This is a genomic window from Streptomyces sp. ICC1, assembly GCF_003287935.1.
GTDB classification, from domain to species: Bacteria; Actinomycetota; Actinomycetes; order Streptomycetales; family Streptomycetaceae; genus Streptomyces; species Streptomyces tritrimontium.
In genome coordinates this window covers 7,757,192-7,780,999 of the sequence record NZ_CP030287.1, presented here as the reverse complement: position 1 = coordinate 7,780,999, position 23,808 = coordinate 7,757,192, and the positions used below count along the sequence as shown (strand labels likewise).

Genomic DNA, 23,808 nt, shown 5'->3' with positions numbered 1-23,808 from the left:
GACGATGCGGCCGGCGTGTCCGCCGACGGCCACGGACCGGGCGCCCTCCGCCGTGACGATCCCGCCGGCCGGGGCCTCGGCCGGAGCCGGAGCCGGAGCCGGGGTCGGGGTCGGAGTCGGGGTCTGCGTCGGAGACTGGGCGCGTTGGAGGGAGGCGACGGAGAGGACCAGGCCGACCAGGCCGATGACGGCCCCGACGATGCTCGCGACCTTGTCGGCCTTCTCCAAGTCGCCCGCGATCACCAGGGCTCCGAGCCCCGCGGCCGCCAGGCCGCCCAGTACCGCGACGCCCCACACGATGGTCCTCGCACGCCTCGTCATACGGTCATCCTTCCACCGGGCCGCCCCGCCCGGCGTACTTCCGCCGAAGTGGGGCCCGAACCCCGGATCCCCGGCTAGCGTTCGCAGAACGCTGTGCTCCGTACCGTCTGGAGGCCCCTTGACCGGGACCGGGCCGACCGAACCCGCCGGGCCGACCCCACCCGCCGGGCCGACCGCTCCCGGGGTGCGGGCCGAGGCCGAACGGGCCGCGGCCGTCGGCGGGAACGCGCAGGACGTGATCACCGGTGACGGCAACACGGTCATCAGGAACAGGAACACGACGGTCGTCGTCCACCGGGAGCCACCCCGGCCCGAACCGCCCCCCGAACAGGCCGTGACGCGGGCCGTGGCGGACTACGCGCGCCGCTTCGCCCAGGAGTACGGGGGCCTGGACCTGGATGTCCTCGCGCCTCCGAAGGAAAGGCACCTCGCGGTCCCGCTGTCCGAGGTGTTCGTCGCGCCCTCCGTGCGGGCGGACCCGCCCCCGCTCGAGCTGCCCCGGGAGCTGCGGAGACGACTGGCGTCGTCCGGGGAGCTCCCCGAGGAGGACCTGCTGCCGCCGGGGGTGGAGCGGGCCGACATCGAGCGGCTGCGGAACTCCTACCTGGAACGTCCCGAAGAGCACGTGCTGGAGGTGCTCGCCGGGCCTTCGGGCGGTCGGACGGTCCTGCTGGGAGACCCCGGGGCGGGCAAGTCCACCCTGGTCCGCCATCTCGTCCTCGCGCTGACCGCCGGTGGACCCGAGGTCCCCGACGGCCCCTTGGGCGCGTTGGCGGGGCGGGTCCCGCTCGTGGTGGAGCTCCGCCGGTACGCCGACGACCCCTGGCGCCACGGCGGCTTCGAGGAGTTCCTCGACCGGCAGCACCAGGACTTCGGGCTCTCGGTCCCCGGCCCCGTCCGGGAGCGGCTGCTGTCCGAGGGGCGGGCCCTGGTGGTCTTCGACGGCCTCGACGAGGTGTGCGACCCCAAGGCGCGGGAGGAGACCGCCCGGCGCATCGCCGCCTTCGCCGCACACCGGCCGTCGGCACGGATCGTGGTGACCTCGCGGATCATCGGTTACCGCCGCGGCACCCTGGAGCGCGCGCACTTCTCGCACTTCACCCTGCAGGACCTGGACCAGGAGCGGATCGACGCGTTCGTCCGCCGCTGGTACCGCCACGCCTGCCCGGGCGACCCGGCACGGGCCGCCGAACTGGCGGAGCGGCTCACCTCGGGGGTGGAGGACTCGCGGCCGCTGCGGGAGATGGCGGGCAATCCGCTCCTGCTGACCATCCTCGTGATCATCGGAGCCCGCGGCCCCCTTCCGGGCAACCGGCGGGGCGTCTACGAGCACGCCGTCGCCGTCCTCGTCGAACAGTGGGACCAGGCGGCCAAGTTCCTCAAGACGCCGCTGGTCCCGCCCGTCGCCGAGGCGCTGGACGCACTGGGGGCCGAAGAGCGCCTGGCCCTGTTGCGCCGGCTGGCCCGCACCCTGCAGGAAGGCCGCGGCGGCATCGCGGGCAACCACATCCGCGCGCGCGACCTCGAACGGTTCTTCCGCGACCACCTGGAGGACCAGTACGGGGTGGCGCCCCCGCACGCCGCCTCCGCCGCCCGGGCCATGGTCACGCAGCTGCACGAACGCAACTTCATCCTGTCCCGCTACGGCGGCGACGTCTACGGCTTCGTCCACCGGGCGTTCCTCGAACACCTGGCGGCGGCCGACATCGCCCACCGCTACCGGGAGGAAGCGGAATGGACGCCCGAGGAGCTGATCGAGCAGGTCGTCGCCGCCCGGGTCGCCCATCCGGCGTGGCACGAGGTACTGCTCCTGCTCATCGGGCAGTTGGGTGCGCAGGACGCGACGGCCGCCATCGACCGGCTCCTCGGCCTCCACGCCCGGCGCACCGACCCGGACGACGCGAGCCATGTCGTACTGGCCCTGCGGGCACTGGCGGAGACCGGCGGGCGCGGGGTGCCCGCGGACCGCAGCGTCGCCGTCGTCGACGCCGTGACCACGGTCCTGGACGTACGCGGCTCCAAGGGCCCGTGGCTGCTCGACGAAGGGGCGTCCGCGCTGGGCTCGTTCGGCCGGTACTCGGCGGCCCGCGCGCGCTACCTGCGCTGGTACCGGCTGAGCGGCCAGTTCTCGGTGAGCGGCGAGCCGGCCGGTCTGCTGGCCTTCCATCTCCGGCTCGACGAGGACGAGTTGATCCCCCTCGCCCGCGGCAGCTTTCACAGCATCGACCGGACGCTCCTCCTCTACGCGCTCGGCCGCCGCCGGCCCGACGACGAGGTCCGCGCGCTGGTCGTCCGCGAGGCCTCGGAGAATCCGGACGGCGGGCTCGGCTTCATGGCCCTGGAGGTGCTCGGCGAGCTGTGGGCGGACCGCGAGGACGTCCGCGCCTTCCTCGCCGGCCGCGCGGCCGAGGATCCCGACCACCACGGCCGGTCCACCGCTCTCGAAGCCCTCGCCGCGGGACGGCCGGACGACGAAGCCGTCAGGGACCTCGTCATGGGCGCCGCCACCGGAGACGACCACCAGTTCGCCCGCAGCGACGCGCTGCGGCTCCTCGGCCGGCGCTGGTCCGGTGACGCGTCCGTTCGCGCCCTCCTCATCCGACGGGCCCGTGAGGACCCGGAGGGGAACACCCGGAGCGAGGCGCTCCAGACGCTCGCGCGGTACGCCTGCGGACACCCGGACGTCCTCGGCTTCCTCACGCGGAGCGCGGCCGACGACGGCGCACCGGACCTGTCCCGGGCCGCCGTGTGGAACCTCGGCCGCCAGGTGCCGGGCAACGCCGCCGTCCGCGAGCTCCTGATCGGGCGGGCCGCGGACTCCCCGCACTCCGACGTCCGCACCGCGGCCCTGGGGGCGTTGGGCAGACACGGGCCGGGCCACACCACCGTCCGCGAGGCACTGCTGCGTGCCGCCGCCGCGGACCCCTGGCCCGAGGCGCGCTCGACCGCGCTGCGCGAGCTGGGCGAGCACTGGCCGGGCCACGAGGGCGTACGGGAGGCCGTCCTGCGGCGGGCCGGCGAGGACCCCGACCCCGGGGTGCGCCTCACCGCCGTGCAGGTCATGGGCGACTGCTACCCGGGGGACGACGAGGTCCGCGAGGTCCTGACCGGCTGCTGCACGGCATCCGCCGCCGGACATGAGGACGTCGGACATGAGGACGTCGGACAAGAAGACGTCAGACAAGGGGCCCTGCGTGCCCTGGCCCGGCACTGGGCCGCCCGGCCGGAGGTCCGCGACCTGCTGGTCCGGGTCTGCGCCGACGAGCCCGACGCGTACACCTACGCGACCGTCCTGTGCGGTCTGGCGGAGCACTGGCCCGGCCGGCGGGACGTACACGAGCTGCTCCTCACCGCCGCCGACCACCCCGACCGCACCACCTGCTCGACGGTGCTCGACGTGCTGGAGGACCACTGGCCCGACCACGAGGACGTACGGGCCGTCCTGATGCGGGTGGCGGCCGGCGCCGCCGACGACCTGCTCGTCGCCGGCGCGGCCCTGAAGGTGCTGACGAAGCGGTGGACCGACCGTCCGGACGTCGGGGAGTTCGTGCGGGGCGTCGCCTCCGACACCTCGCACCCCTGCCAGGGCACCGTACTGACCGCCCTGGGCGGTCACTGGGCGCACCGGGACGACGTACGCGAGGTGCTGGCGCGCGCGGTCGCGGGCCATCCCGAGGAGCGCACCCGCGCCGAGGCCGTCAGGACGCTCGGCCGGCGCTGGGCCGGGCATCCGGACGTGCACGCGCTGCTGCGCCGGTGCGCGGAGGCCGACCCGGCGCCCGAGGTCAGGTTCGCGGCGCTGCGCTGGTGGGTGGTCCGCGCCGGAGACGAGGAGGGGGACGCCCTGGTCGGCGCCCGCGCCGTCGCGGAGCCGGATCCGCAGGTGCGGCGCAAGGTCCGGCACATGCTGGCCCTGAGCCGGCCGGGAGTGCCGCGGCCGGGGGAGGCGGAGGAGGTCAGGTGACCGGGACGGGGCGGCCCGCGTGGAGTTCCAGGGGCCCCGTGTCCGAGGCGCGGGCCCTGAGGCTCGCCTTGATCTGGCGGCGCAGGGCGCCTTTGACGAACCGGCGCAGATCGGCCGGGGAGACCGCCCGCCACCGCAGGAGTTCCGCCTCGGGCAGCCTGATCCGGTCGAGCGCGGCGGCGTCGAGGGTGCCGCCGTCGTAGAGGAAGCGGACGCGGGCCGGATACCCGGGCCGGTGGGACCAGTTGACGGCGAGCAGGCGGCCCGGGGCGAGGTCCAGGCCGAGTTCCTCGAGCACCTCCCGCCGGGCCGCGGCGCGCGGGATCTCGCCGAGGTCGCTGTCGACGCCGCCGCCCGGCAGGTGCCAGTGGTCCGGATTCCCGTACGCGGGCTGCACCAGCAGCACCCCGCCCGCGGTGTCGGTGAACAGCACGCTCGCCGCCGTGAGGGCCTTGGGGCGGGCGGCCCGGTGGCCGGCCGGGTCGAAGCCGCCGGTGTGTTCCAGTTCGGCCCGGCGCGCCGGGTCCAGGCCGGCCGGGGAGCCGGGTTGGGGGACGCCTTCGATCAGGTGCGCGAGGGAGCCGGCGTACAGGGCCGCCAGGGCGGCGCGCAGGCGGGACGCCTTGCGGGGGTGCAGGGTCTCGTAGGCCTCTTCCGGGGTGAGCCAGCGGGCCTCGGTGATCTCGCCGTCCGGGAAGGAGAGCGCGGTGGCCTCGGCGGACGTGAGCGGTCCGACGAGGTGGACGTGGATCACGAGGGAGCGGCCGAGCGGTCCCGGCGGGCGGGAGTCCACGGCGAGCAGCCGCCCGACCGGCACGCTCAGGTCCAACTCCTCCTTCAGCTCGCGGGCGAGCCCCTCCTCCGGGGTCTCGGTGTCCTCCACGTTCCCGCCCGGCAGCTCCAGCTCCTTCTTGTACGAGGTGGTCAGTACGAGGACCCGCCCGTGCGGGTCCAGTACGACCCCGGTGGCGGCCATGAGGGGGGCGGACTGGGCGGCGTAGTAGGCGCGGACCGAGTCGGTGTAGGGGGAAGGATCCGGCACGGGATGGCTCCTGGAGGTGCGGGGTACGGGGTGCGGAGTGCAAAGCGCGGTGATCCGTACCCACTTGGGGAGTGTTCATGGGGCGGACCGGTGGCGGGTGGCGGGTGGCGGACGGCCTCAGGCCCGGGCGAGGAGCAGGCCGCCCATCGTGACCATGGTCGCGGCGACGAGCCCGTCCAGCACCCGCCACGCCGAGGGCCGGGCGAGCAGGCCGCTGAGCAGCCGGGCGCCGTAGCCGAGCGCCCCGAACCAGGTGAGGCTCGCCAGGCAGGCTCCGATGCCGAACGCCCAGCGCAGGTCGCCCCGGTCGGCGGCGAGGGAGCCGAGGAGGAGCACGGTGTCGAGGTACACGTGCGGGTTGAGCCAGGTCATGGCCAGGCAGGTCAGCACGGCGCGGCGGGCGGCGGCGGAACCCGTGCCGGTGCCGGTGCCGGGGGCCGCGCCCGGTTCCGTTCCCGTTCCCGTACCGGAGTCCTCGGCGCCGAGCGCCGCGCCGGGAGCGGGGCGCAGTACGCGGCGGGCGGCGAGGGCCCCGTAGCCGATCAGGAAGGCGCCGCCGACGAGTCCGACCAGGGTGAGGGCGGGTGGCCAGGCGGTGACGAACGCGCCGACCCCCGCCACGCCGAGGGCGATGAGGGCCGCGTCGGAGAGCGCGCAGATGGCGACCACGGCGAGGACCGAGTGGCGGCGCACGCCCTGGCGCAGGACGAAGGCGTTCTGGGCGCCGATGGCGACGATGAGGGAGAGTCCGGTGCCGAAGCCCGCGAGGGCCGCCGGGATGATGCCGTGGGTCATGTCCTCGACCGTAAGCAGCGGCGGGTCGAGCAGTACAGCTAAAGATTCTTACGTAGCATTAGCGATCGTGATGGATGAGCTGCCCGTGGACCAGGTAAGGACCCTGCTCGCGGTGATCGACGAGGGCACCTTCGACGCGGCGGCGGCCGCCCTGCACGTGACCCCGTCCGCCGTGAGCCAGCGCGTCAAGGCGCTGGAGCAGCGGACCGGCCGGGTGTTGCTGATGCGGACCAAACCGGTACGGGCGACCGAGTCCGGCGAGGTCGTCGTCCGCTTCGCGCGCCAGCTGGCCCGCCTCGAGCGCGACGCGCGCGCCGAGCTCGGCATGGCGGAGGGCTTGGGGCCGGTGCGCCTGCCGATCGCCGTCAACGCGGACTCGCTCGCCACGTGGTTCCTGCCCGCGCTGACGGGGGTGCCGCAGGACCCGCCGGTCTGCTTCGACCTGCACCGCGAGGACGAGGGGCACGCGACCGCGTTGCTGCGGGACGGGCGCGTGATGGCGGCGGTGACCTCGCAGCCGGAACCGGTGGCGGGGTGCACGGTCCGCCGGCTGGGGCTCGCGCGGTACCTGCCGGTGGCGAGTCCGGAGTTCGCCGCCCGGCACCTGCGGGGCGAGGTGGAGCGGGACCTGCGGCAGGCACCGGTCGTCGTCTTCGACCGGCGGGACCTGATCCAGGACGGCTTCGTCCGGATGGTGACGGGGGACCCGGCGGCCGGGGCCTCGCGGGTCCGCCACCACGTGCCGACGTCGGAGGGTTTCTGTGACGCGGCCGTTGCCGGGCTGGGCTGGGCGATGGTGCCGGAGGCCCAGGCCGGGCCGCTGCTGGAGGCCGGGAAGCTGGTGCTGATCGCGCCGGGGCGGAGCCTGGACGTGCCGCTGTACTGGCAGCAGTGGAAGCTGGACTCGCCCGCGCTGTCGACGCTGGCGGAGGCCGTCGCCCGAGCTGCGGCGGCCGCACTGCGCTAGTGCTGTGACCGGAAAGGTTCACCGGGTCGCGGCGCCCGGCACGGCACCTCGCCGCGTTGTCGGACCGCGCCGGTACGTCCAGTACGAGGCGTGGTCCTCCGCCCGGGGGCCCCTCCCGGCGGTAGCTGGGGGAGATGCACCGCACCGGACACCGCGACCCGGCAAACCCTTCCGGCCACAGCACTAGTGCTGTGACCGGGCGGCCTGCGCGGGCCGGCGGCGTCCCTCTGCGGCGCGGGCCGGCTGCCGGCTGCGGCGGCGCGGGGGCCAGGACATAGGCTTCCGGCATGGAGTCCTACACGATCGGCCAGGCGGCGCGGCTGCTGGGCGTCAGCGTCGACACGGCACGGCGGTGGGCCGACGCGGAGCGGTTCCCCACGCGCCGGGAGGGCACGCGGCGGATGGTGGACGGGCCGGACCTGGCCGCGTTCTGCGTGGAAGCCGCGCAGGAGGGCGCCGAGAACGAGGAGGCCCCGCACACCTCGGCGCGCAATGCCTTCCCCGGCATCGTTACCGGCGTGAAGCTGGGCACGGTCGACGCGCAGGTGGAGATCCAGGCCGGTCCGCACCGCATCGTGTCGCTGCTGACCCGTGAAGCGGTGGAGGAACTCGGCCTGGAGGTCGGGGCGCGGGCGACCGCGCGGGTGAAGTCGACGAGCGTCTTCATCGACCGCACCTGAGCCCTGGGCCCACGGGCCGGCCCCCGCCGGCCCCCGGCGCCCCCCGGCCTCAGCGCACCGGAGCCCCGAGATGGTCGGCGGCCTCGCCCGCCGGGTCGCCCGCGCCGGCGCGGCGGGCCTCGCGGGCGGGTGTGGGCAGGGGGCGGGTGGCTCGGGCGCCGTTCCCCGGGCTCCGCCCCCGGACCCGTCCCGGGCTCCGCCCCGGCCCCCGCGCCTCAATCGCCGGTGGGGCCGGATCCGTCCGGTGGGGGCGCCGCCTCCGTGGTGGCGATGTGGGGGAGGGCGTACGGATGGTGGGTCACCAGCCAGGTGATCAGGCGCTCGCGGACCGCGCAGCGCACGGTCCACACGTCGTCGGCGTCCTTCGCCGTGACCACCGCGCGGACGTGGATCGTGTGCGGCGTGGTGTCCGTGACGGCGAGGGAGCCCGTGCGGCCGTCCCATTCCGGGACGTCCTTCAGGATCCGTTGGAGCTGCTCGCGCATCAGGTCCACCGGGGCGCTGTGGTCCAGGTGCCAGAACACGGTGCCCGTCATCTGCGCGCCGCCGCGCGACCAGTTCTCGTAGGGCTTGCCCGTGAAGTACGACACCGGCATCGTGATGCGGCGCTCGTCCCAGGTGCGGACGGTGAGGAACGTGAGGGTGATCTCCTCCACCGTGCCCCATTCCTTGTCGACGACCACCGTGTCGCCGATCCGGACGGTGTCGCCGAAGGCGATCTGGAGTCCGGCGAAGAGGTTGCCCAGGGCGGACTGGGCCGCGATGCCCACCACGATGCCGAGGACGCCCGCCGAGGCCAGCATCGAGGTGCCGACCGTCCGCATCTCGGGGAACGTGAGCAGCAGCGCCCCGATCGCCACCACGATCACCACCGCCGTGACCACCCGCTGGATCAGCGTGACCTGGGTGCGGACCCGGCGGACGCGGGCGTCGTCGGGGGTGTCGGCCGCGTAGCGGGCGTAGACGGAGTCCACGATCGCCGTCGTGACGCGCACCAGCAGCCACGCGGCCGAGGCGATCAGGACCAGGGTCAGCGCGTGGCCCCAGCCGTCCGCGCGGTGGCGCAGGCCCTGGAGCAGCGAGGCCGCCAGGACCACCTGGAACGGAGGGCGGCAGCGGCGCAGCAGGCCCCACAGCGGGGTCTCGCTGTGCCGGGCGTCGGCCCGGCGCAGGAGCAGGTCGAGCAGCCATCCCGCGATCAGGGTGAGGGCCAGGGTGCCGGCGACCGCCGCGACCGGGCGCAGGAGCGAGTCCGTGTCCATGGACGCCAACCGTAGCCGGACGGGGTCCGGGGGAGCTGGCACGATGGAGGCATGAACATCATGCTTTTCCATTCGACCTACGGGCTGCGGCCCGCGGTGCGGGAGGCGGCCGACCGGCTGCGCGCCGCCGGGCACGAGGTCCAGGTGCCGGACCTCTTCGAGGGACGCACCTTCGAGACCGTCGAGGAGGGCATGGCCCACCGGGACGGGATCGGCCGTGACGAGCTGCTCAAGCGCGCGGTACTGGCTGCGGCCCCCCACTCCGACCAGGGGCTGGTCTACGCCGGCTTCTCCTTCGGCGGCTCGCTCGCCCAGCACCTGGCGCTCGCCGACGCGAAGGCCCGCGGGCTGCTGCTCCTGCACGGGACGGCCGACCTGGAGGACGGCCTCTTCATCGACGACCTGCCGGTGCAGCTGCACATCGCGGATCCGGACCCCTTCGAGCCGCACGACTGGCTGACCGCCTGGTACCTGGGCATGCGGAAGGCCGGGGCGGACGTGGAGGTCCACACCTACCCGGGGGCCGGGCACCTGTTCACCGACCCGGGGCTGGACGACTACGACGCCGAGGCCGCCGAGCACGCCTGGACCGTCGCCCTCGGCTTCCTCGACGGCCTGTAGCCCGGGGGAACGCACGGATGGGGCCCCCGCGAGCGCGGGGGCCCCATCGTCGTGCGGGCCTCTTGCGGGCCCGTCACGCGTGCGCCGGACGTCAGGCGCGGTACGCCGTCCACATGCTCTTCATGCGGGTCACCTGGCCCGCGGTGAACTGGTACATGCAGGAGTCGTACGTGTAGTCCATGAAGTTGTGGATCGGGTCGACGCCCGCCTTGGCGGCGCAGCTGTCGCGCCCGGTCGGGCACTCGAAGGCCGCGCTCTTCTCGGCCGGGGTGTCGGAGACGGAGTCGCCGCTGCCGTTACAGCCGCCCTGGAAGGTGTGGTAGAGCCCGAGCCAGTGGCCGACCTCGTGGGTCGCGGTGTCGCCCTCGTTGTAGTTGGCGGCGGAGCCGCCGGGCAGCGAGGTGTCGAGGACGACCACGCCGTCCATCTTGGGCTGGGAGGCGTAGGAGCTGGGGAAGGTGGCCCAGCCCAGCAGTCCGCCGGAGAGGTTCGCGGTGTAGAAGTTCAGGGCGCCCGCACCACCCTGGCGCAGGGTGTTCTTCATGTTCTTCTCGGCCGTGGAGCCGGAAGCCAGGTTGTACCAGGAGGCGTTGTCCGTGTAGTCGGTCGCCGCCAGGGTGAACTGGTAGTTCGTGTTGGCGTTCCCGGTGCCCTGGCCGCCGTAGGCCGCGTTGAGGACCGCGAGCTGCTTGGTGATGTCGGTGGACGTCAGCTTTCCGGTGGTGCCGGAGTGGATGACGTGGAAGTACACGGGGATGCTCGTCACGGCCTCGGCGACGCGCAGGCTGCGCGGCTCCTTCGAGGTCTTCGCCAGCTTCGCCTGGAGGTCGGCGTCCATGGCCTTGGACTGGGCCTCGGTGACCTCGTTCGGCTCGGCCGCGTGCTGGTCCTTCGGCCGCGCCACGCGGGCGTTGGCCGCTCCGGCGGACTCCTCGGCGCACACCTCGGCGCCGGTCTTGGCGGCGGCGAGCGGGGTGAAGGCCAGGGTTCCGGCCAGGACGGCCGTACTCATCAGGCGACGGCGAAGAAGGGGGGATATGCGGGCAACTGCGCGCACGTGTGCTCCTCGAGGTGGGGTCTCGGTGGGGGCTTTCAGGCCGAAGATCACTTCGGATGGCGCGAAGCTTATGGGTTGATGACGCGTACAGGTCAAGGGTCTTGCGTTAAATATTTGTTGCTTCTGACGCCGAAAGGGCGCCTGGTCTGCACCAGACGCCCCTTCGGACAAGAGATTTGACGGTATGTCAGTGTCGGGCCCGCATGGGTCAGCGGACGGGCTGGTCCGCCCGCTCCACCTTCTGCGTTCCGTTCAGCGTCCGGTACGAGCGCTGCCAGGCGGCCGTGGCGTCCTGGCGCCGCTTGTCGGAGATCGTGTAGTAGTCCATCTGCGACCGCTCGGCCGTCACGTCCAGCACGCCGTATCCGTGGGCGTCCATGTCCAGCCACTTCACGTGCCGGTTGGCCGCCTTGATCGCCGTCTCGGCGACCAGCGAGACGGTGTCCGCCGGGACGTGCAGGAGGTCGTCTATGTTGTCGGAGGTCACCGACGTCACCACGAACTCCACGCCCGCCGACCGCGACCACGGGTAGGTGGCCGCCGCCACCGGGACGTCGTTGGCCCACGCCATGTGGATGTCGCCGGTCAGGAAGACGGTGTTGCGCACGCCCCGGTCCGTCAGGTGGCCCAGCAGCTCGCGGCGGTCGTCCGTGTAGCCGTCCCACTGGTCCACGTTGACCGCGAGCCCGCCCTTGGGCAGGCCGAGCAGCTCGGCGAGCGGCTCCAGCAGGTGCGCGGGCAGGGAGCCGAAGGCCACCGGCGAGATCATCACCGAGGTGCCCACCAGCTTCCAGGTGGCCTGCGAGCCCGCCAGCCCCGCCTTCAGCCAGTCCAGCTGCGCCCGGCCGGTGATCGTGCGCTCCGGGTCGTCCACCGCGCCGCTGCCGATGCCGGCCTGCTGCGAGCGGAAGCTGCGCAGGTCCAGCAGGTGCAGGTCGGCGAGGGTGCCGAAGCGCAGCCTGCGGTAGACGGTGCCCTCGGTGGAGGTGCGGACCGGCATCCACTCGAAGTACGCCTGGCGGGCGGCCGCCGCGCGGGCGGCGAAGTCGCCCTCGGTGGCCGGGTCGTGGTTCTCGGCGCCGCCGGCCCAGCTGTCGTTGGCGATCTCGTGGTCGTCCCAGATCGCGATGACCGGGTGGGCCTGGTGCAGGGCCTGGAGGTCGGGGTCCGTCTTGTACTTGCCGTGGCGCGTGCGGTAGTCGGCCAGGGTCAGGATCTCGTGCGCCGGCTCGTGCTGCCGTACGACGTACTTCGGCTCGGGGTAGCCGCCGGTCTTGTACTCGTAGAGGTAGTCGCCCAGGTGCAGGACCGCGTCCAGGTCGGCCCGCGCGGCCAGGTGCCGGTACGCCGAGAAGTAGCCCGACTCCCAGTTGGCGCAGGAGACCACGCCGAAGCGGACCCCGGGGGTGGTCGTCCCGTCGGCGGGAGCGGTGCGGGTCCGCCCGACCGGGGAGAGCGACCCGCCGGCGCTGAACCGGTACCAGTACGCCGTCTGCGGCCGCAGCCCGCGCACGTCGGCCTTGACGGTGTGGTCGCGGGCGGCACTCGTGGCGACGGAGCCGCCGGCGACGACCCGGGAGAAGGCCTTGTCCTCGGCGATCTCCCAGCCCACCTGGAGGGCGGGCCCCGCGCCGGAGCCCGGCACGGCCCCGGGGACCGGGGTGACACGGGTCCACAGCAGGATCCCGTCGGGCAGCGGGTCGCCCGAGGCGACGCCGTGCGCGAAGGAGGGGGCGCCGGCGCCCGCGGCCGCGCGGGCCGGGCCGGCGGCCAGCGCGGTCATCGGGGCGAGGGCGGCGGTGGCCGCCGCGGCCAGCACGACGGTGCGGCGGCGGGGGTTCGGCGCGGACGCCGAATCCGGTGCGGAAGAGGAGAGTTGACTGGTCACGGATGGTCATATTACCGACGGGTACAGCCGGTGGAGAAGCCCTGTGAAAGCAACAGGCGGGCGAACTCTGGGAGTTCGCCCGCCCGCGCGGTGGACCGGTCGTTCCGGGCCGGTGGTGGAGCCTCGGTCAGCGGGGCTCCGGCCGGTGGAGCGTCAGCCGGCCAGCGCCTTGTCGACGGCCGTCGTGAACGCCTCGGGGGTCTGCGGCAGCGGGTCGATCTTCTTGCCGTCGATCTTCAGGGTGGGCGTGCCCGTGACACCGCTCTTGTCGAAGGTCTTGGACATCTCCAGGGCCCACCGGTTGTACGTGCCGTCCTCGACGGCCTTCTTGAACTCGGCGTTGTCCTTGAGTGCCGGGACCTGGTCCGCGACCGTCAGCAGGTAGGCGTCCTTGCCGAACTTGTCGTCCTTCTCCTCCGGGTGGTTCGCCGCGGAGTAGAGGGCCGTCTTGTACTCCAGGAAGGCCTCGGGGCTGACGTTGAGGGCCGCGCCCAGCGCGCTCAGGGCGTTCTTCGAGCCGCTGCCCGGGATGCCCTTGTCGATGAAGGTGGCGCCGATGTACTGGATCTTGTACTTGCCGGCGTCGAGGTCCTTCTTGACCTGCGGGCCGATGGCCTGCTCGAAGGTCGCGCAGACCGGGCAGCGCGAGTCCTCGTACAGCTCCAGCGTCTTCTTGGCGTCCGCCTTGCCGACGATCACGGTCGTGCCGTTCTCGCCCGAGGTGTTCTTCGGCGCGACCAGGGCCGCGTCCGCGGCCTTGTCCCACTCGCCGGGCTTGTTCGCCTGCACGACCAGGTAGCCGACGCCTCCGACGAGGGCGAGGGCGGCCGCGACGCCGGCCGCGACGAACACCTGGCGGCGGGCCCTGGCCTGCTTGGCCTGCTTCTCGCGCTCGGCGCGCAGCTTCTCGCGGGCCGCCGCCTTGTTCGCCTGGCTGTTGCGTGCGCTCATGGTGATCTCCGTGGGGTGTGGCTTCGGAGCGAAGCCGGATGGAAGGGCGGACTGCCATGCGTACGTCAGGCGCGGGCGAGCGCGCCGTGTACGCGGGGAGGTCCCCGCCGTCCCACGGAATGTGCCGGGAAGCGCGTACGGGCCGCGGTGCCCGCGGGCGTCGGCCGCAGGGCCCGCCGCGGAGTCGGGCCGAAGGCCGCCACCACTTTGGCCGAGGCCAGCCGCAGCGGCCGGAAGGCGCAGGCGGCGGCCGCGTCCAGCAGTCGTCCCAGTGCCCGCTCCCCGTGCCGCAGCCACACCGAGGCGACCAGCCCGACGCCTACGTGCGCGCCCAGCAGCAGCCAGGGCGTCCACGGTCCGGGCGCGGCCAGGAGCGCTCCCGGGTCGGCGGCGGCCCCGCCCGCCTCGGCCAGCGGACCGCCCAGGGGCGAGCCGCCGCACAGGTCGGCGAGGCCCATGGCGCGCAGCGGGCCCGAGACGGGCCCGCCGGCGGGCCCGTAGCAGAGGTGCTGGCCGGAGGTGAAGACGGTGTCGGCGGCCAGCTCCAGCGGTACGAGCAGGCCGGCGATGGGGCCGAGGCCCCGCTCGCGCCCCGCCAGGGCGTAGGCGATCGCGAACACGGCGGCGAAGGCCCCGCCCACCAGGGCGGGCGGCAGCGGGGTCCGGGACATCAGGACGTGCGAGCCGGCCGAGAGCAGCACGACGAACGCGCTGAACAGCGCGGCCCGCAGCCCTCGTGGTCCCACCCCGGATATGTCCATCGCCGCGAGTGTGCCACGAGTCCCTGTGAGGACGGGGCGCAGGTCCCGAAAGGGGCGCGGAACGCGCCTTTCGGGAGGGATCGCGGCTTTCACCCCCCGTCCGGTACCCGCCCCCCGTCCGGTACCCGCCGCCCGGCGCACGGTCCTACGGAGTGATCCGCCCGTTGCGGAAGAGGTCCACGAAGATCTGGTGGTCGGCGCGCGCCCGGGCCCCGTAGGCGTGGGCGAAGTCCACCAGCAGCCGGGCGAAGCCCTCCTCGTCCGCGGCGATGGCCGCGTCGATGGCCCGCTCGGTGGAGAAGGGGACCAGTGTCTGGCCGCTCTGCTGCTCGTCCGCCGCGCCGTGCATCGTCGCCGTGGCCCGGCCGAGGTCCGCGACCACGGCCGCGATCTCCTCCGGGTCGTCCAGGTCGGACCAGTCCAGGTCCACCGCGTACGGGGAGACCTCCGCCACCAGCTGCCCCGCCCCGTCCAGCTCGGTCCAGCCCAGCCACGGATCGGCGTGCGCCTGGAGGGCGCGCTGCGAGATCACCGTGCGGTGCCCCTCGTGCCGGAAGTAGTCCCGCACCGCCCGGTCGGTGACGTGCCGGGACACGGCCGGGGTCTGCGCCTGCTTGAGGTAGATCACGACGTCGTTCTCCAGGGCGTCGCTGTGCCCCTCCAGCAGGATGTTGTACGAGGGCAGGCCCGCCGAGCCGATCCCCACGCCCCGGCGGCCCACCACGTCCTTGACCCGGTAGGAGTCCGGGCGGACCAGGGACTCGTCGGGGAGGGTCTCCAGGTAGCCGTCGAAGGCGGCGAGCACCTTGTAGCGGGTGGCCGCGTCCAGCTCGATGGTCCCGGGGCCGGGGGAGAAGCGGCGCTCGAAATCGCGGATCTCGGTCATCGAGTCGAGGAGCGAGAAGCGGGTGCGCCGGCGGGCGTCGCGCAGGGCGTCCAGCAGCGGGCCGTCGGCGGTGTCCAGGGTGAAGGAGGGGACCTCCTCGTTCTTGGCGCCGGTGGCGAGCGCGTGGATGCGCTCGCGGTAGGCGGCCGCGTACGTCCGCACCAGCTCGCTGATCTGCTCGTCGCTGAGGGCCTTGGTGTAGCCGATCAGCGCGACGGAGGCCGCGAACCGCTTGAGGTCCCAGGTGAACGGGCCGACGTACGCCTCGTCGAAATCGTTGACGTTGAAGACCAGACGGCCGTTCGAGTCCATGTAGGTGCCGAAGTTCTCGGCGTGCAGATCGCCGTGGATCCACACCCGGCCGGTGCGCTCGTCCAGGTACGGGCCGCCGTGCCGCTCGCGCTCCAGGTCGGCGTAGAAGAGGCAGGCCGTGCCCCGGTAGAAGGCGAACGCGGAGGCGGCCATCTTCCGGAACTTGACCTGGAAGGCGGTCGGGTCGGCGGTGATCAGCTCACCGAACGCGATGTCGAACACGTCGAGTATCTGCTCGGCGCGCTGCTCGTCGGTCGTCTCGGGAACCGCCATGGCGGGTGCCTCCAGGTGGCGCGGGGTGGATCGCATTTTCGATCATGCATTTCGGACACTGCCGTTGGTCGTGCAACGCATGACCGTACCGGTCAGTGCCCGCCCACCCCGCACCCGGTCTCGCCCGGCCCCCCTGATGGCCGTCACCGGCAGCACGCTGGTCCTCGCCTCAGCCTCAGCCTCCCCCTCCGCTTCCCCCTCTGCCCCGGCGGCGCGGCCGGCCCGCGCCGCAGGCCCGTACCGGCGGCTGTTCGCGCTCCCCGGCACCCGCGGCTTCACCACCGGGAACCTGATCGCCCGGCTGCCCATGGGCATGTTCGGCATCAGCGCCGTCATGATGATCGCGGGCCAGCGCGGCTCGTACGCCCTGGCCGGGGCGGTCGTGGCGGCCGGCCTGGCGGCCACCGCGCTCGTGGCGCCCTGGACGGCCCGGCTGGTGGACCGGCACGGGCAGGCCCGTGTCGCCGTACCCGCCACCCTGATCGCGGTCCTCGGCTCGCTCTCCCTCGTCGCGTGCGTCCGTACCGGGGCCCCGGCCTGGACCCTCTTCGCCTCCTACGCCGCCACCGCGACCACCCCCAACATCGGCGGCATGTCCCGCGCCCGCTGGACGCACCTGCTGAAGGGCGAACCGGCCGCGCACCACACCGCGATGTCCTTCGAACAGGCCGCGGACGAGCTGGCGTACATGCTCGGGCCGGTGGCCGCCGCGTTCCTGTGCACGGCCGTCTTCCCCGAGGCGGGCACGCTCGCGGGCGCCGTGCTGCTCCTCACCGGCATGCTGGTCTTCACCGCCCACCGGGCCACGGAGCCCCCGCCGGCGCCCGCGGTCCGCGGCCGGTCTCCACTGCGGGCCCTGGGCCGTCTCCTGCCCCTGTTCTTCGTGCTCGGCACCATGTTCGGCTCGATGGAGATCACCTCGGTCGCCCACCTCGGCGCCCACGGCCTCGGCGCGCTCTCGGGCCCGGTCCTCGCCCTCCAGGCGGCGGGCTCCTGCGCGGCCGGCCTGCTGTACGGCACCCTGCGCCCGCGCGGGCTCCCGGTCTGCCTGGCCGTCCTGGCCGGGGCGATGGCGCTGCCGTGGGCGGCGGCGGCCGCGGGTTCGGTGCCCGGCCTCGCCGCGGCCCTGCTGGCCGCCGGCACGGCCACGGCCCCGGTCATGGTCACGGCCATGTCCCGGGTCCACGCGGTGACCCCGCCGGGCCGGCTGAACGAGGGGATGACCCTGGCCGTCACCGCGATCTTCGCGGGCATCGCGGTCGGCTCGGCGGCCGCCGGATCCGCGATCGACCACCTCGGCACGACCGCCCCGTACGCCCTGCCGGCCGCGGCGGCCCTGCTGGCCTTCCTCCTTGCCGGGACAAGACTGGTACCGGTTTTCGGTACAAGACTGGTACGGTAGATCGGTACCTTCGAGAATGGAGTGACGCCATGTCCATAAGCGCCAGCGAGGCCAGAGCGACCCTGTTCCCGCTCATCGAGCGCGTCAACACGGACCACACTCCGGTGCGCATCACCTCCAAGGGCGGCGACGCCGTCCTCATGGCCGCCGACGACTACGACTCCTGGCAGGAGACCGTCTACCTGCTCCGGTCTCCGGAGAACGCGAAGCGCCTGATGGAAGCGGTCGCCCGCGACCGCGAGGGTGCCATCACCGTCACCAGGACACTGGACGAGCTGAGGGAGATGGCCGGGGGCGAGGAGTGAGGGGCGTCCACTTCGACCCCGCGGCCTGGGACGACTTCCTCTTCTGGCTCTCCTCCGACCGGAAGATGGCCCGCAGGATCACCCGCCTGATCGGCGAAATCCAGCGCGACCCGTTCGGCGGGATCGGCAAACCCGAACCCCTGAAGGGCGAGCTGTCGGGCTACTGGTCCCGCCGGATCGATGACGAACACCGGCTCGTCTACCGGGCGGACGACAAGGAAGTGAAGATCCTCAAGGCCCGCTACCACTACTGACCCTGAGGGCCTTGGACCCGGGGGACGAAGGTGAAGCGATGGCGTACTCGCCCCACCAGCGGGCCATGAAGGCGATGGCCTCACGGAGGGCCCGCGGGGTCCTCTCCGGCATGGGCGGGACACCCGGTTCGCCCACGGGGGGGGCTTCGGGCACGACAAAGGCCCCGCAGCCTGATGGCCGCGGGGCCTTTGCCCAACATGGGGGTTGTGGAGATGGCGGGAATCGAACCCGCGTCCAACGGTGCAGAAGTAGGGCTTCTCCGAGCGCATTCCGCTGCGCTTTTCTCAGCCCCGGAGATCACACGGACAAGTCTCCGACGGGCTCAGTCACTGTTTGGTTTCCCCCTAGCCCCCGTGACCGGGGTTAGAGGTTTAGATCCCTAATTGACGCCAGGATCCGGACCGGGACCACTTCCGGGCTGACGCTCCTCACAGAGGCTTCAGCTCACTGTTATTAGGCAGCGAGGGTGAAGCGGGAGTTATCGCTCTTGGAGTTGGCGATTATTGTTTGCGACATATGGTTAACGAGATCATTGCCGCTTTCTCGGCTCGCTTCCCCTACATCAACATCCGCTGTCGAAACCGATCATCCCCATGTTTCACACTCTTCAGTTGTGAGATCGAGCCGGCGCTCTCCATGCGTTCCGACCGACCGGCACCACCCGCAAGCGCGTGGTGCTGACGCCATGGTACGCGAAGTGGACCTCCGCGTGCCAGGAGATTAAAGCTGGGCGCGCTCCTTGCGCTTCACGGCCGAGATCACCCGGTTCGTCTCGCGCGTGTCCTGCTTCTCCCGCAGGGACTGGCGCTTGTCGTACTCCTTCTTGCCCCTCGCCAGCGCGATCTCGATCTTCGCCCGGCCGTCCTTGAAGTACAGGGCGAGCGGCACGATCGTGTTGCCCGTCTCCCCCGTCTTCGACTCCAGCTTGTCGATCTCCTCGCGGTGCAGGAGCAGCTTGCGCTTGCGCCGCGCGCTGTGGTTGGTCCAGGTGCCCTGGCTGTACTCCGGCACGTGGACGTTGTAGAGCCACGCCTCGCCGCTCTCCACCGACACGAAGCCGTCCACCAGCGAGGCACGGCCCTGGCGCAGGGACTTGACCTCGGTACCGGTGAGCACGAGACCGCACTCGTAGGTGTCGATGATCGTGTAGTCGTGCCGCGCCTTCTTGTTCTGGGCGATCAGCTTGCGCCCTGTTTCCTTAGCCATAGTGCGGTCATTTTCGCACTACGGACCCACCCCGAGGCCACTCAATACCGTTCGGGCCCGATCCTCGACCCCGTCCGCCGCCGAAAGGTCGGGCGTGATGCCCCCGCCGTCGAGGCTGCGGCCCGCCGGGGTGCGGTACGTGCCCACCGTCAGTTCCGCCACCGACCCGTCCGGGAGCTCCGTCGGCATCTGCACCGAGCCCTTGCCGAAGGTGCGGGTGCCGACCGCCACCGCGCGGCCCCGGTCCTGGAGGGCACCGGTGACCAGCTCGGCCGCGCTCATCGTGCCGCCGTCGATCAGCGCCACCAGCGGCCGGTCCGTGTCCCCGCCCGGGGACGCGTAGAGGGCGTGCTGGGCGCCGCGCACGTCGTACGTCGCCACGAGCCCGCCGTCCAGGAAGGCGGAGGCGGCCGTCACCGCCTCGGTGACCAGCCCGCCCGTGTTGCCGCGCAGGTCGAGCATGACCCCGCCGCCGGCCGGGGCGGCGCGGACGGCGGACCGTACGCGCTCGCCGGAGCCCCGGGTGAAGGAGGCGACCTTGATGACCGTGATGCCGCCCGGCAGCTCCCGTACGGTCACCGGATCCGTGCGCAGCTCCTCGCGCCGCACGGTCACGGTGAGATCGGCTCCGTCGCGGGTCAGGTGCAGCACCACGGGGGTGCCGGCGGCGCCGCGCAGCAGGGCCACCACCTCGCCGACCCGCAGCCCGCTCACGCCCTGCCCGTCGATGCTCAGCAGCCGGTCCCCGGCGCGCAGCCCGGCCCGGGCGGCGGGACCGCCGGGCTGGACCCGGTCGATCTCCACGCGGCCGTCGCGCAGCCTGGCGGCCCACAGGCCGACGCCGGTCCAGTGGCCGTCGAGCTCGTCGGCGAAGGCCTCGTACTCGCTCTGGTCGTACACGGTGCCCCAGCGGTCCCCGCTGCGGCTGACGACGTCCTCGGCGGCCTTCTTGCCCGACTTGCCCTCGGCGACGGCCTCGGCGGCCGCGCGGGTCACCGCGTCCCGGTCAGCGGTGCCCGCCTCGCGGTCCGCCGGCGGGCGCGGCGGGGGCACGGCGGGGCCCGTACGGGCCGCCAGGAGGGAGGACGCGGATTCCCCGTGGCCGGAGTCCCAACTGCCGGTGCACGCACCGGCGCCGACGGCCGCGAGGAAGGCCAACGTCAAAACGGCCCCGCGACGCATGTCGCGGGGCCGTGGACAGAAGGCGGGAACACTCGGCAAGCCCGGCATGGCGCCGAGTCTAGGACAGGACCCGCGGCGGGTACGGCTGGTCGGCCGGACCGCTCACGGGTCGCTTGTCACACCTTCAGGTACTTGCGCAGCGCCACGAAGGCGGCCAGCGAGGGCATGAGCACCCCGATGACGAGCACCAGCGGCAGCTTGGTCAGGACCGAGTCCCAGCCGATGAAGTTGATGAGCTCCATCTTGTCGCGGAGCGCGGCGCCGTGGTCGATCACGAAGTACTGGCCGGCGCCGAGCATGCCGCAGGCGAGGAGGGCGCCGATGAGGCCCGCGAAGGCGGCCTCCATGATGAACGGCACCTGGATGTAGAAGCTGGACGCGCCCACCAGCCGCATGATCCCGGTCTCGCGCCGCCGGCTGAAGGCGGAGACGCGCACCGTGTTGACGATCAGCAGCAGCGCCACGATGAGCATGATCAGCATGATGCCGAGGGCGGCGATGTTGAGGTAGCCGAGGAGTCTGAAGAGGTTGTCCAGCACGGTGCGCTGGTCCTCGACCGACTGGACTCCGTCACGTCCGGAGAAGGAGGTCGTGATGACCTTGTACTTCTCGGGCTGCTTGAGCTTCACCCGGAAGGACTCGGGCATCTGGTCCGGGGTGATGGAGGCGGCCAGGGCGGTGTGCCCGAACTGCTCCTTGTAGTGCTTGAAGGCCTCGTCGGAGGACTCGTACGAAACGTTCTCGACGAGGTCCATTCCCTTGAGCTCGGTCTCCAGGGCCGTCTTCTGCTCGGGCGTCACCGCGCCCTTGGAGCAGGAGGCGCCGCCGGTGGCCTCGGCGTCGTTCTTGTTGCAGAGGTAGATCGAGACATTGACCTTGTCGTACCAGTAGCCCTTCATCTTGCTCACCTGGTCGCGCATGAGCAGGGAGCCGCCGAACAGGGCCAGCGACAGGGATACGGAGATGATGACCGCGAAGGTCATGGTCAGATTGCGGCGGAGACCGACCCCGATCTCCGACATGACGAACTGGGCGCGCATCGCGTCTCAGGAGCCTTTCAGTGCTGGTAGCCGTAGACGCCGCGCGACTGGTCGCGGACGAGACGGCCCAGCTCGAGTTCGATGACGCGCTTGCGCATCTGGTCGACGATCTGCTGGTCGTGGGTCGCCATGATCACGGTGGTGCCGGTCCGGTTGATCCGGTCCAGCAGCTTCATGATCCCGACGGAGGTCTGGGGGTCCAGGTTGCCCGTGGGCTCGTCCGCGATCAGCAGCGCGGGCCTGTTGACGAAGGCGCGGGCGATGGCCACGCGCTGCTGCTCACCACCGGAGAGCTCGCCGGGCATCCGGTCCTCCTTGCCGCCGAGGCCGACGAGCTCGAGGACCTGGGGAACGGCCTTCTTGATCTCGCCGCGCGGCCGGCCGATGACCTCTTGGGCGAAGGCCACGTTGTCGGCCACCGACTTGTTGGGCAGGAGCCGGAAGTCCTGGAACACGCACCCCAGCTGGCGCCGCATCTGCGGGACCTTCCAGTTGGAGAGCTTGGCGAGGTCCTTGCCCAGGACGTGCACCTGGCCGTGGCTCGCCCGCTCCTCGCGCAGGATGAGCCGCATGAAGGTGGACTTGCCGGAGCCGGAGGAGCCGACCAGGAAGACGAACTCGCCCTTCGCGATGTCCAGGGAGACATCTCTGAGTGCGGGACGGCTCTGCTTCGGGTAGGACTTGGAGACGTTGTCGAATCGGATCACGGGTGCACCACGGTCGCCGGGAGTAGGTGAGCGTGACCATACGCGAACAGGCGCGGGGTGTGGACCCGGCGTCCGGAGTTGCCCGATATATCCCCTGGTCCCCGGCGTGCACGACCGCGATTGCCCGGACGGGCCGCGCCTAATGTCGCCGGAGCTGGCACAGTGGTAGGGGAACGGAGTCGTTCCCGCTGCCGTTGTACCCGAGGGGACGGAAGGAGGAGCGCATGACATATGACCGGCTCGTGTGCGCGAACTGCGCCGCGCCCGTGAACCAGGGCCGCTGCCCGGTGTGCCGGGCGAACCGACAGCGCCTCCAGCAGGAGGGCCCCTTTTCCGGCGGCCTGAACCCGGTGGCGCTCGTCGCACTGCTCGTGATCCTGGTGGCCGCGCTGGCACTGGTGGCCCAGCAGACGGCGTAGCTCCTCAGCCGCCACGTACCCGATCAAGCGCAGCCCGATCGAGCGCGGAAAGGGCCCGGACACCTTGAGGTGTCCGGGCCCTTTCCGCGCTCTACGCGCTCACGTGCTTACGCGGTCTGCTCCTGCTGCTTGCGCCAGCGGATGCCGGCCTCGAGGAAGCCGTCGATCTCGCCGTCGAGCACCGCCTGCGGGTTGCCGACCTCGAACTCCGTCCGCAGGTCCTTGACCATCTGGTACGGGTGCAGGACGTAGGAGCGCATCTGGTTGCCCCAGGAGCTTCCGCCGTCCTTGAGGGCGTCCATCCTGTCCTTCTCCTCCTGGCGGCGCCGCTCGAGCAGCTTGGCCTGGAGGACGTTCATCGCGCTGGCCTTGTTCTGGATCTGCGAGCGCTCGTTCTGGCAGGAGACCACGATGCCGGTCGGCAGGTGCGTGATGCGCACCGCGGAGTCGGTCGTGTTGACGCCCTGGCCGCCGGGGCCCGAGGCGCGGTACACGTCCACGCGCAGCTCGCCCTCGTCGATCTCGACGTGGTCGCTGGACTCGACGACCGGCAGCACCTCGACGCCCGCGAAGGAGGTCTGGCGGCGGCCCTGGTTGTCGAAGGGCGAAATCCGGACGAGCCGGTGGGTGCCCTGCTCGACGGAGAGGGTGCCGTAGGCGTACGGGGCCTTGACCACGAAGGTGGTCGACTTGATGCCGGCCTCTTCCGCGTACGAGGTCTCGTAGATCTCGGTCGGGTAGCCGTGGCGCTCGGCCCAGCGCAGGTACATGCGCTGCAGGCGCTCGGCGAAGTCGGAGGCGTCCACGCCGCCGGCCTCGGCGCGGATGTTGACCAGCGCCTCGCGCTCGGCGTACTCGCCGGAGAGCAGGGTGCGGACCTCCATCTCGTCCAGCGCCTTGCGCACGGAGACCAGCTCGGTCTCCGCCTCGGCGAGGGTGTCCGCGTCGTCCATCTCCACGGCGAGCTCGAAGAGCACCGCGAGGTCGTCGATGCGCCCGCGCAGGTTCTCGGTCTTGCGGACCTCGGCCTGGAGGTGCGAAAGCTTGCTCGTGATCTTCTGGGCGGCGTCCGGGTCGTCCCACAGGGACGGCGCGGCGGCCTGCTCCTCGAGCACGGCGATATCTGCCCTCAGCTTGTCGAGGTCCAGGACGGCCTCGATCGACCCCATGGTCGAGGAGAGGGACTTCAGCTCTTCGGATACATCGACGACTGCCACGGGTCCAGCGTAGCCGGTCCCCGGGGGCCGCTCTCCGGCCAGGCCGAATCACCCGTTCTGGTGGCGGGTCGTACGGGCGTACGCTCACCGTATGACCGTTCTCCTCGTCAAGCGCCGCCATGTGGACCACATGCGTGTCACGACGACGAGCTGTCCGCCGCCGGACCTGCTCCAAGCCTGATCCACCCCGATCCGACTTGGTCCTGTACGCGGCTCTCGCGGTCCCGGCGCCAACCCTGCCGGCGGCCCCTCCCCGGCCGCGGCCCCCACCATCCCTGGGGACAGGACCCCGTGA

At 72.4% G+C, this 23,808-nt stretch carries 21 protein-coding genes and 1 other RNA gene; 8 read left to right on the top strand and 14 right to left on the bottom strand.

The window, feature by feature from the left end:
• Positions 1-4: 4 nt before the first annotated feature.
• Positions 5-4,285 carry a HEAT repeat domain-containing protein gene (locus DRB96_RS45375; protein WP_343234714.1) on the top strand — a complete coding sequence of 1,427 codons (4,281 nt, stop codon included), beginning with the start codon at positions 5-7 and terminating at the stop codon, positions 4,283-4,285.
• Here DRB96_RS45375 and DRB96_RS36345 read toward each other — a convergent pair.
• Positions 4,278-5,327: an NUDIX hydrolase gene (locus DRB96_RS36345; RefSeq protein WP_204357907.1), complete on the bottom strand. Its 1,050-nt coding sequence runs from the start codon at positions 5,325-5,327 to the stop codon at positions 4,278-4,280. The two genes, DRB96_RS45375 and DRB96_RS36345, sit on opposite strands and share 8 nt — an antisense overlap.
• A gap of 117 nt (positions 5,328-5,444) precedes the next feature.
• On the bottom strand, positions 5,445-6,122 hold the full coding sequence (locus DRB96_RS36340; protein ID WP_112452257.1) for a LysE/ArgO family amino acid transporter: 678 nt from the start codon (positions 6,120-6,122) through the stop codon (positions 5,445-5,447).
• A 70-nt stretch (positions 6,123-6,192) separates the two neighbouring features.
• Between DRB96_RS36340 and DRB96_RS36335 the strand changes: the two genes are divergently transcribed.
• Entirely contained in the window at positions 6,193-7,089 is an 897-nt protein-coding gene (locus tag DRB96_RS36335) for a LysR family transcriptional regulator ArgP (RefSeq protein WP_112452256.1), read from the top strand.
• 287 nt (positions 7,090-7,376) lie between these two features.
• Positions 7,377-7,769, top strand: coding sequence for a TOBE domain-containing protein (locus DRB96_RS36330; RefSeq protein ID WP_112452255.1), 393 nt, complete (start codon positions 7,377-7,379; stop codon positions 7,767-7,769).
• Positions 7,770-7,984: 215 nt separating this feature from the next.
• Here the strand turns inward: DRB96_RS36330 and DRB96_RS36325 are convergent, their stop codons facing one another.
• On the bottom strand, positions 7,985-9,031 hold the full coding sequence (locus tag DRB96_RS36325) for a mechanosensitive ion channel domain-containing protein (protein WP_239516393.1): 1,047 nt from the start codon (positions 9,029-9,031) through the stop codon (positions 7,985-7,987).
• A gap of 51 nt (positions 9,032-9,082) precedes the next feature.
• On the opposite strand from DRB96_RS36325, the gene DRB96_RS36320 reads away from it, so the two are divergent.
• On the top strand, positions 9,083-9,652 hold the full coding sequence (locus DRB96_RS36320; RefSeq protein WP_112452253.1) for a dienelactone hydrolase family protein: 570 nt from the start codon (positions 9,083-9,085) through the stop codon (positions 9,650-9,652).
• Positions 9,653-9,743: 91 nt separating this feature from the next.
• On the opposite strand, the gene DRB96_RS36315 is transcribed toward DRB96_RS36320, so the two are convergent.
• The 5 genes from DRB96_RS36315 to DRB96_RS36295 form a co-directional block, all read right to left on the bottom strand.
• Positions 9,744-10,664 (bottom strand): zinc metalloprotease, encoded by a 921-nt coding sequence (locus DRB96_RS36315; protein WP_112452252.1) that lies wholly within the window; start codon positions 10,662-10,664, stop codon positions 9,744-9,746.
• Between the two features lie 253 nt (positions 10,665-10,917).
• Complete coding sequence (locus tag DRB96_RS36310) at positions 10,918-12,597, bottom strand: alkaline phosphatase D family protein (RefSeq protein ID WP_239516392.1); 1,680 nt, start codon at positions 12,595-12,597, stop codon at positions 10,918-10,920.
• Between the two features lie 153 nt (positions 12,598-12,750).
• Complete coding sequence (locus DRB96_RS36305) at positions 12,751-13,548, bottom strand: DsbA family protein (protein WP_112452251.1); 798 nt, start codon at positions 13,546-13,548, stop codon at positions 12,751-12,753.
• A 65-nt stretch (positions 13,549-13,613) separates the two neighbouring features.
• A complete protein-coding gene (locus tag DRB96_RS36300) occupies positions 13,614-14,309 on the bottom strand; it encodes a hypothetical protein (RefSeq protein ID WP_112452250.1) in 696 nt (231 codons plus the stop codon).
• A gap of 145 nt (positions 14,310-14,454) precedes the next feature.
• Complete coding sequence (locus tag DRB96_RS36295) at positions 14,455-15,780, bottom strand: DUF2252 domain-containing protein (RefSeq protein ID WP_112452249.1); 1,326 nt, start codon at positions 15,778-15,780, stop codon at positions 14,455-14,457.
• Positions 15,781-15,916: 136 nt separating this feature from the next.
• Here DRB96_RS36295 and DRB96_RS36290 point away from each other — a divergent pair, with 136 nt between their 5' ends.
• Genes DRB96_RS36290 through DRB96_RS36280 form a run of 3 tightly spaced genes read left to right on the top strand, consistent with a single transcriptional unit; the run spans position 15,917 to position 17,741 of the window.
• Positions 15,917-17,182, top strand: coding sequence for an MFS transporter (locus tag DRB96_RS36290; RefSeq protein WP_343234662.1), 1,266 nt, complete (start codon positions 15,917-15,919; stop codon positions 17,180-17,182).
• A gap of 29 nt (positions 17,183-17,211) precedes the next feature.
• Entirely contained in the window at positions 17,212-17,487 is a 276-nt protein-coding gene (locus DRB96_RS36285) for a type II toxin-antitoxin system Phd/YefM family antitoxin (RefSeq protein ID WP_112452248.1), read from the top strand.
• A complete protein-coding gene (locus DRB96_RS36280) occupies positions 17,484-17,741 on the top strand; it encodes a Txe/YoeB family addiction module toxin (protein ID WP_112452247.1) in 258 nt (85 codons plus the stop codon). Before DRB96_RS36285 ends, DRB96_RS36280 begins: the two co-directional genes overlap by 4 nt.
• 205 nt (positions 17,742-17,946) lie before the next feature.
• On the opposite strand, the gene ssrA is transcribed toward DRB96_RS36280, so the two are convergent.
• The 5 genes from ssrA to ftsE form a co-directional block, all read right to left on the bottom strand.
• Positions 17,947-18,335: a transfer-messenger RNA gene (gene ssrA / locus DRB96_RS36275) on the bottom strand.
• 127 nt (positions 18,336-18,462) lie between these two features.
• Positions 18,463-18,948: an SsrA-binding protein SmpB gene (gene smpB, locus DRB96_RS36270; protein ID WP_112452246.1), complete on the bottom strand. Its 486-nt coding sequence runs from the start codon at positions 18,946-18,948 to the stop codon at positions 18,463-18,465.
• An 18-nt stretch (positions 18,949-18,966) separates the two neighbouring features.
• A complete protein-coding gene (locus DRB96_RS36265; RefSeq protein WP_204357906.1) occupies positions 18,967-20,178 on the bottom strand; it encodes a S41 family peptidase in 1,212 nt (403 codons plus the stop codon).
• 68 nt (positions 20,179-20,246) lie between these two features.
• Positions 20,247-21,170 (bottom strand): permease-like cell division protein FtsX, encoded by a 924-nt coding sequence (gene ftsX / locus DRB96_RS36260; protein ID WP_112452244.1) that lies wholly within the window; start codon positions 21,168-21,170, stop codon positions 20,247-20,249.
• Between the two features lie 17 nt (positions 21,171-21,187).
• Positions 21,188-21,877 (bottom strand): cell division ATP-binding protein FtsE, encoded by a 690-nt coding sequence (gene ftsE, locus DRB96_RS36255; protein ID WP_112452243.1) that lies wholly within the window; start codon positions 21,875-21,877, stop codon positions 21,188-21,190.
• 224 nt (positions 21,878-22,101) lie between these two features.
• Between ftsE and DRB96_RS36250 the strand changes: the two genes are divergently transcribed.
• A complete protein-coding gene (locus tag DRB96_RS36250; RefSeq protein WP_112452242.1) occupies positions 22,102-22,296 on the top strand; it encodes a hypothetical protein in 195 nt (64 codons plus the stop codon).
• Positions 22,297-22,403: 107 nt separating this feature from the next.
• Here DRB96_RS36250 and prfB read toward each other — a convergent pair whose 3' ends face one another.
• Complete coding sequence (gene prfB, locus DRB96_RS36245; protein ID WP_112452241.1) at positions 22,404-23,513, bottom strand: peptide chain release factor 2; 1,110 nt, start codon at positions 23,511-23,513, stop codon at positions 22,404-22,406.
• Positions 23,514-23,808: the final 295 nt, after the last annotated feature.

What these genes read in the sequence shown, in the direction of transcription:
- DRB96_RS36340 (WP_112452257.1), bottom strand. Translation starts at nt 6,122, where the DNA reads ATGACCCACGGCATCATCCCGGCGGCCCTCGCGGGCTTCGGCACCGGA.
- DRB96_RS36305 (WP_112452251.1), bottom strand. Translation starts at nt 13,548, where the DNA reads ATGAGCGCACGCAACAGCCAGGCGAACAAGGCGGCGGCCCGCGAGAAG.
- smpB (WP_112452246.1), bottom strand. Translation starts at nt 18,948, where the DNA reads ATGGCTAAGGAAACAGGGCGCAAGCTGATCGCCCAGAACAAGAAGGCG.
- DRB96_RS36285 (WP_112452248.1), top strand. Translation starts at nt 17,212, where the DNA reads ATGTCCATAAGCGCCAGCGAGGCCAGAGCGACCCTGTTCCCGCTCATC.
- DRB96_RS36320 (WP_112452253.1), top strand. Translation starts at nt 9,083, where the DNA reads ATGAACATCATGCTTTTCCATTCGACCTACGGGCTGCGGCCCGCGGTG.
- DRB96_RS45375 (WP_343234714.1), top strand. Translation starts at nt 5, where the DNA reads ATGCGGCCGGCGTGTCCGCCGACGGCCACGGACCGGGCGCCCTCCGCC.
- DRB96_RS36265 (WP_204357906.1), bottom strand. Translation starts at nt 20,178, where the DNA reads ATGCCGGGCTTGCCGAGTGTTCCCGCCTTCTGTCCACGGCCCCGCGAC.
- DRB96_RS36330 (WP_112452255.1), top strand. Translation starts at nt 7,377, where the DNA reads ATGGAGTCCTACACGATCGGCCAGGCGGCGCGGCTGCTGGGCGTCAGC.
- DRB96_RS36325 (WP_239516393.1), bottom strand. Translation starts at nt 9,031, where the DNA reads ATGGACACGGACTCGCTCCTGCGCCCGGTCGCGGCGGTCGCCGGCACC.
- DRB96_RS36335 (WP_112452256.1), top strand. Translation starts at nt 6,193, where the DNA reads ATGGATGAGCTGCCCGTGGACCAGGTAAGGACCCTGCTCGCGGTGATC.
- DRB96_RS36250 (WP_112452242.1), top strand. Translation starts at nt 22,102, where the DNA reads ATGACATATGACCGGCTCGTGTGCGCGAACTGCGCCGCGCCCGTGAAC.
- ftsX (WP_112452244.1), bottom strand. Translation starts at nt 21,170, where the DNA reads ATGCGCGCCCAGTTCGTCATGTCGGAGATCGGGGTCGGTCTCCGCCGC.
- DRB96_RS36300 (WP_112452250.1), bottom strand. Translation starts at nt 14,309, where the DNA reads ATGGACATATCCGGGGTGGGACCACGAGGGCTGCGGGCCGCGCTGTTC.
- DRB96_RS36315 (WP_112452252.1), bottom strand. Translation starts at nt 10,664, where the DNA reads ATGAGTACGGCCGTCCTGGCCGGAACCCTGGCCTTCACCCCGCTCGCC.
- DRB96_RS36290 (WP_343234662.1), top strand. Translation starts at nt 15,917, where the DNA reads ATGGCCGTCACCGGCAGCACGCTGGTCCTCGCCTCAGCCTCAGCCTCC.
- DRB96_RS36295 (WP_112452249.1), bottom strand. Translation starts at nt 15,780, where the DNA reads ATGGCGGTTCCCGAGACGACCGACGAGCAGCGCGCCGAGCAGATACTC.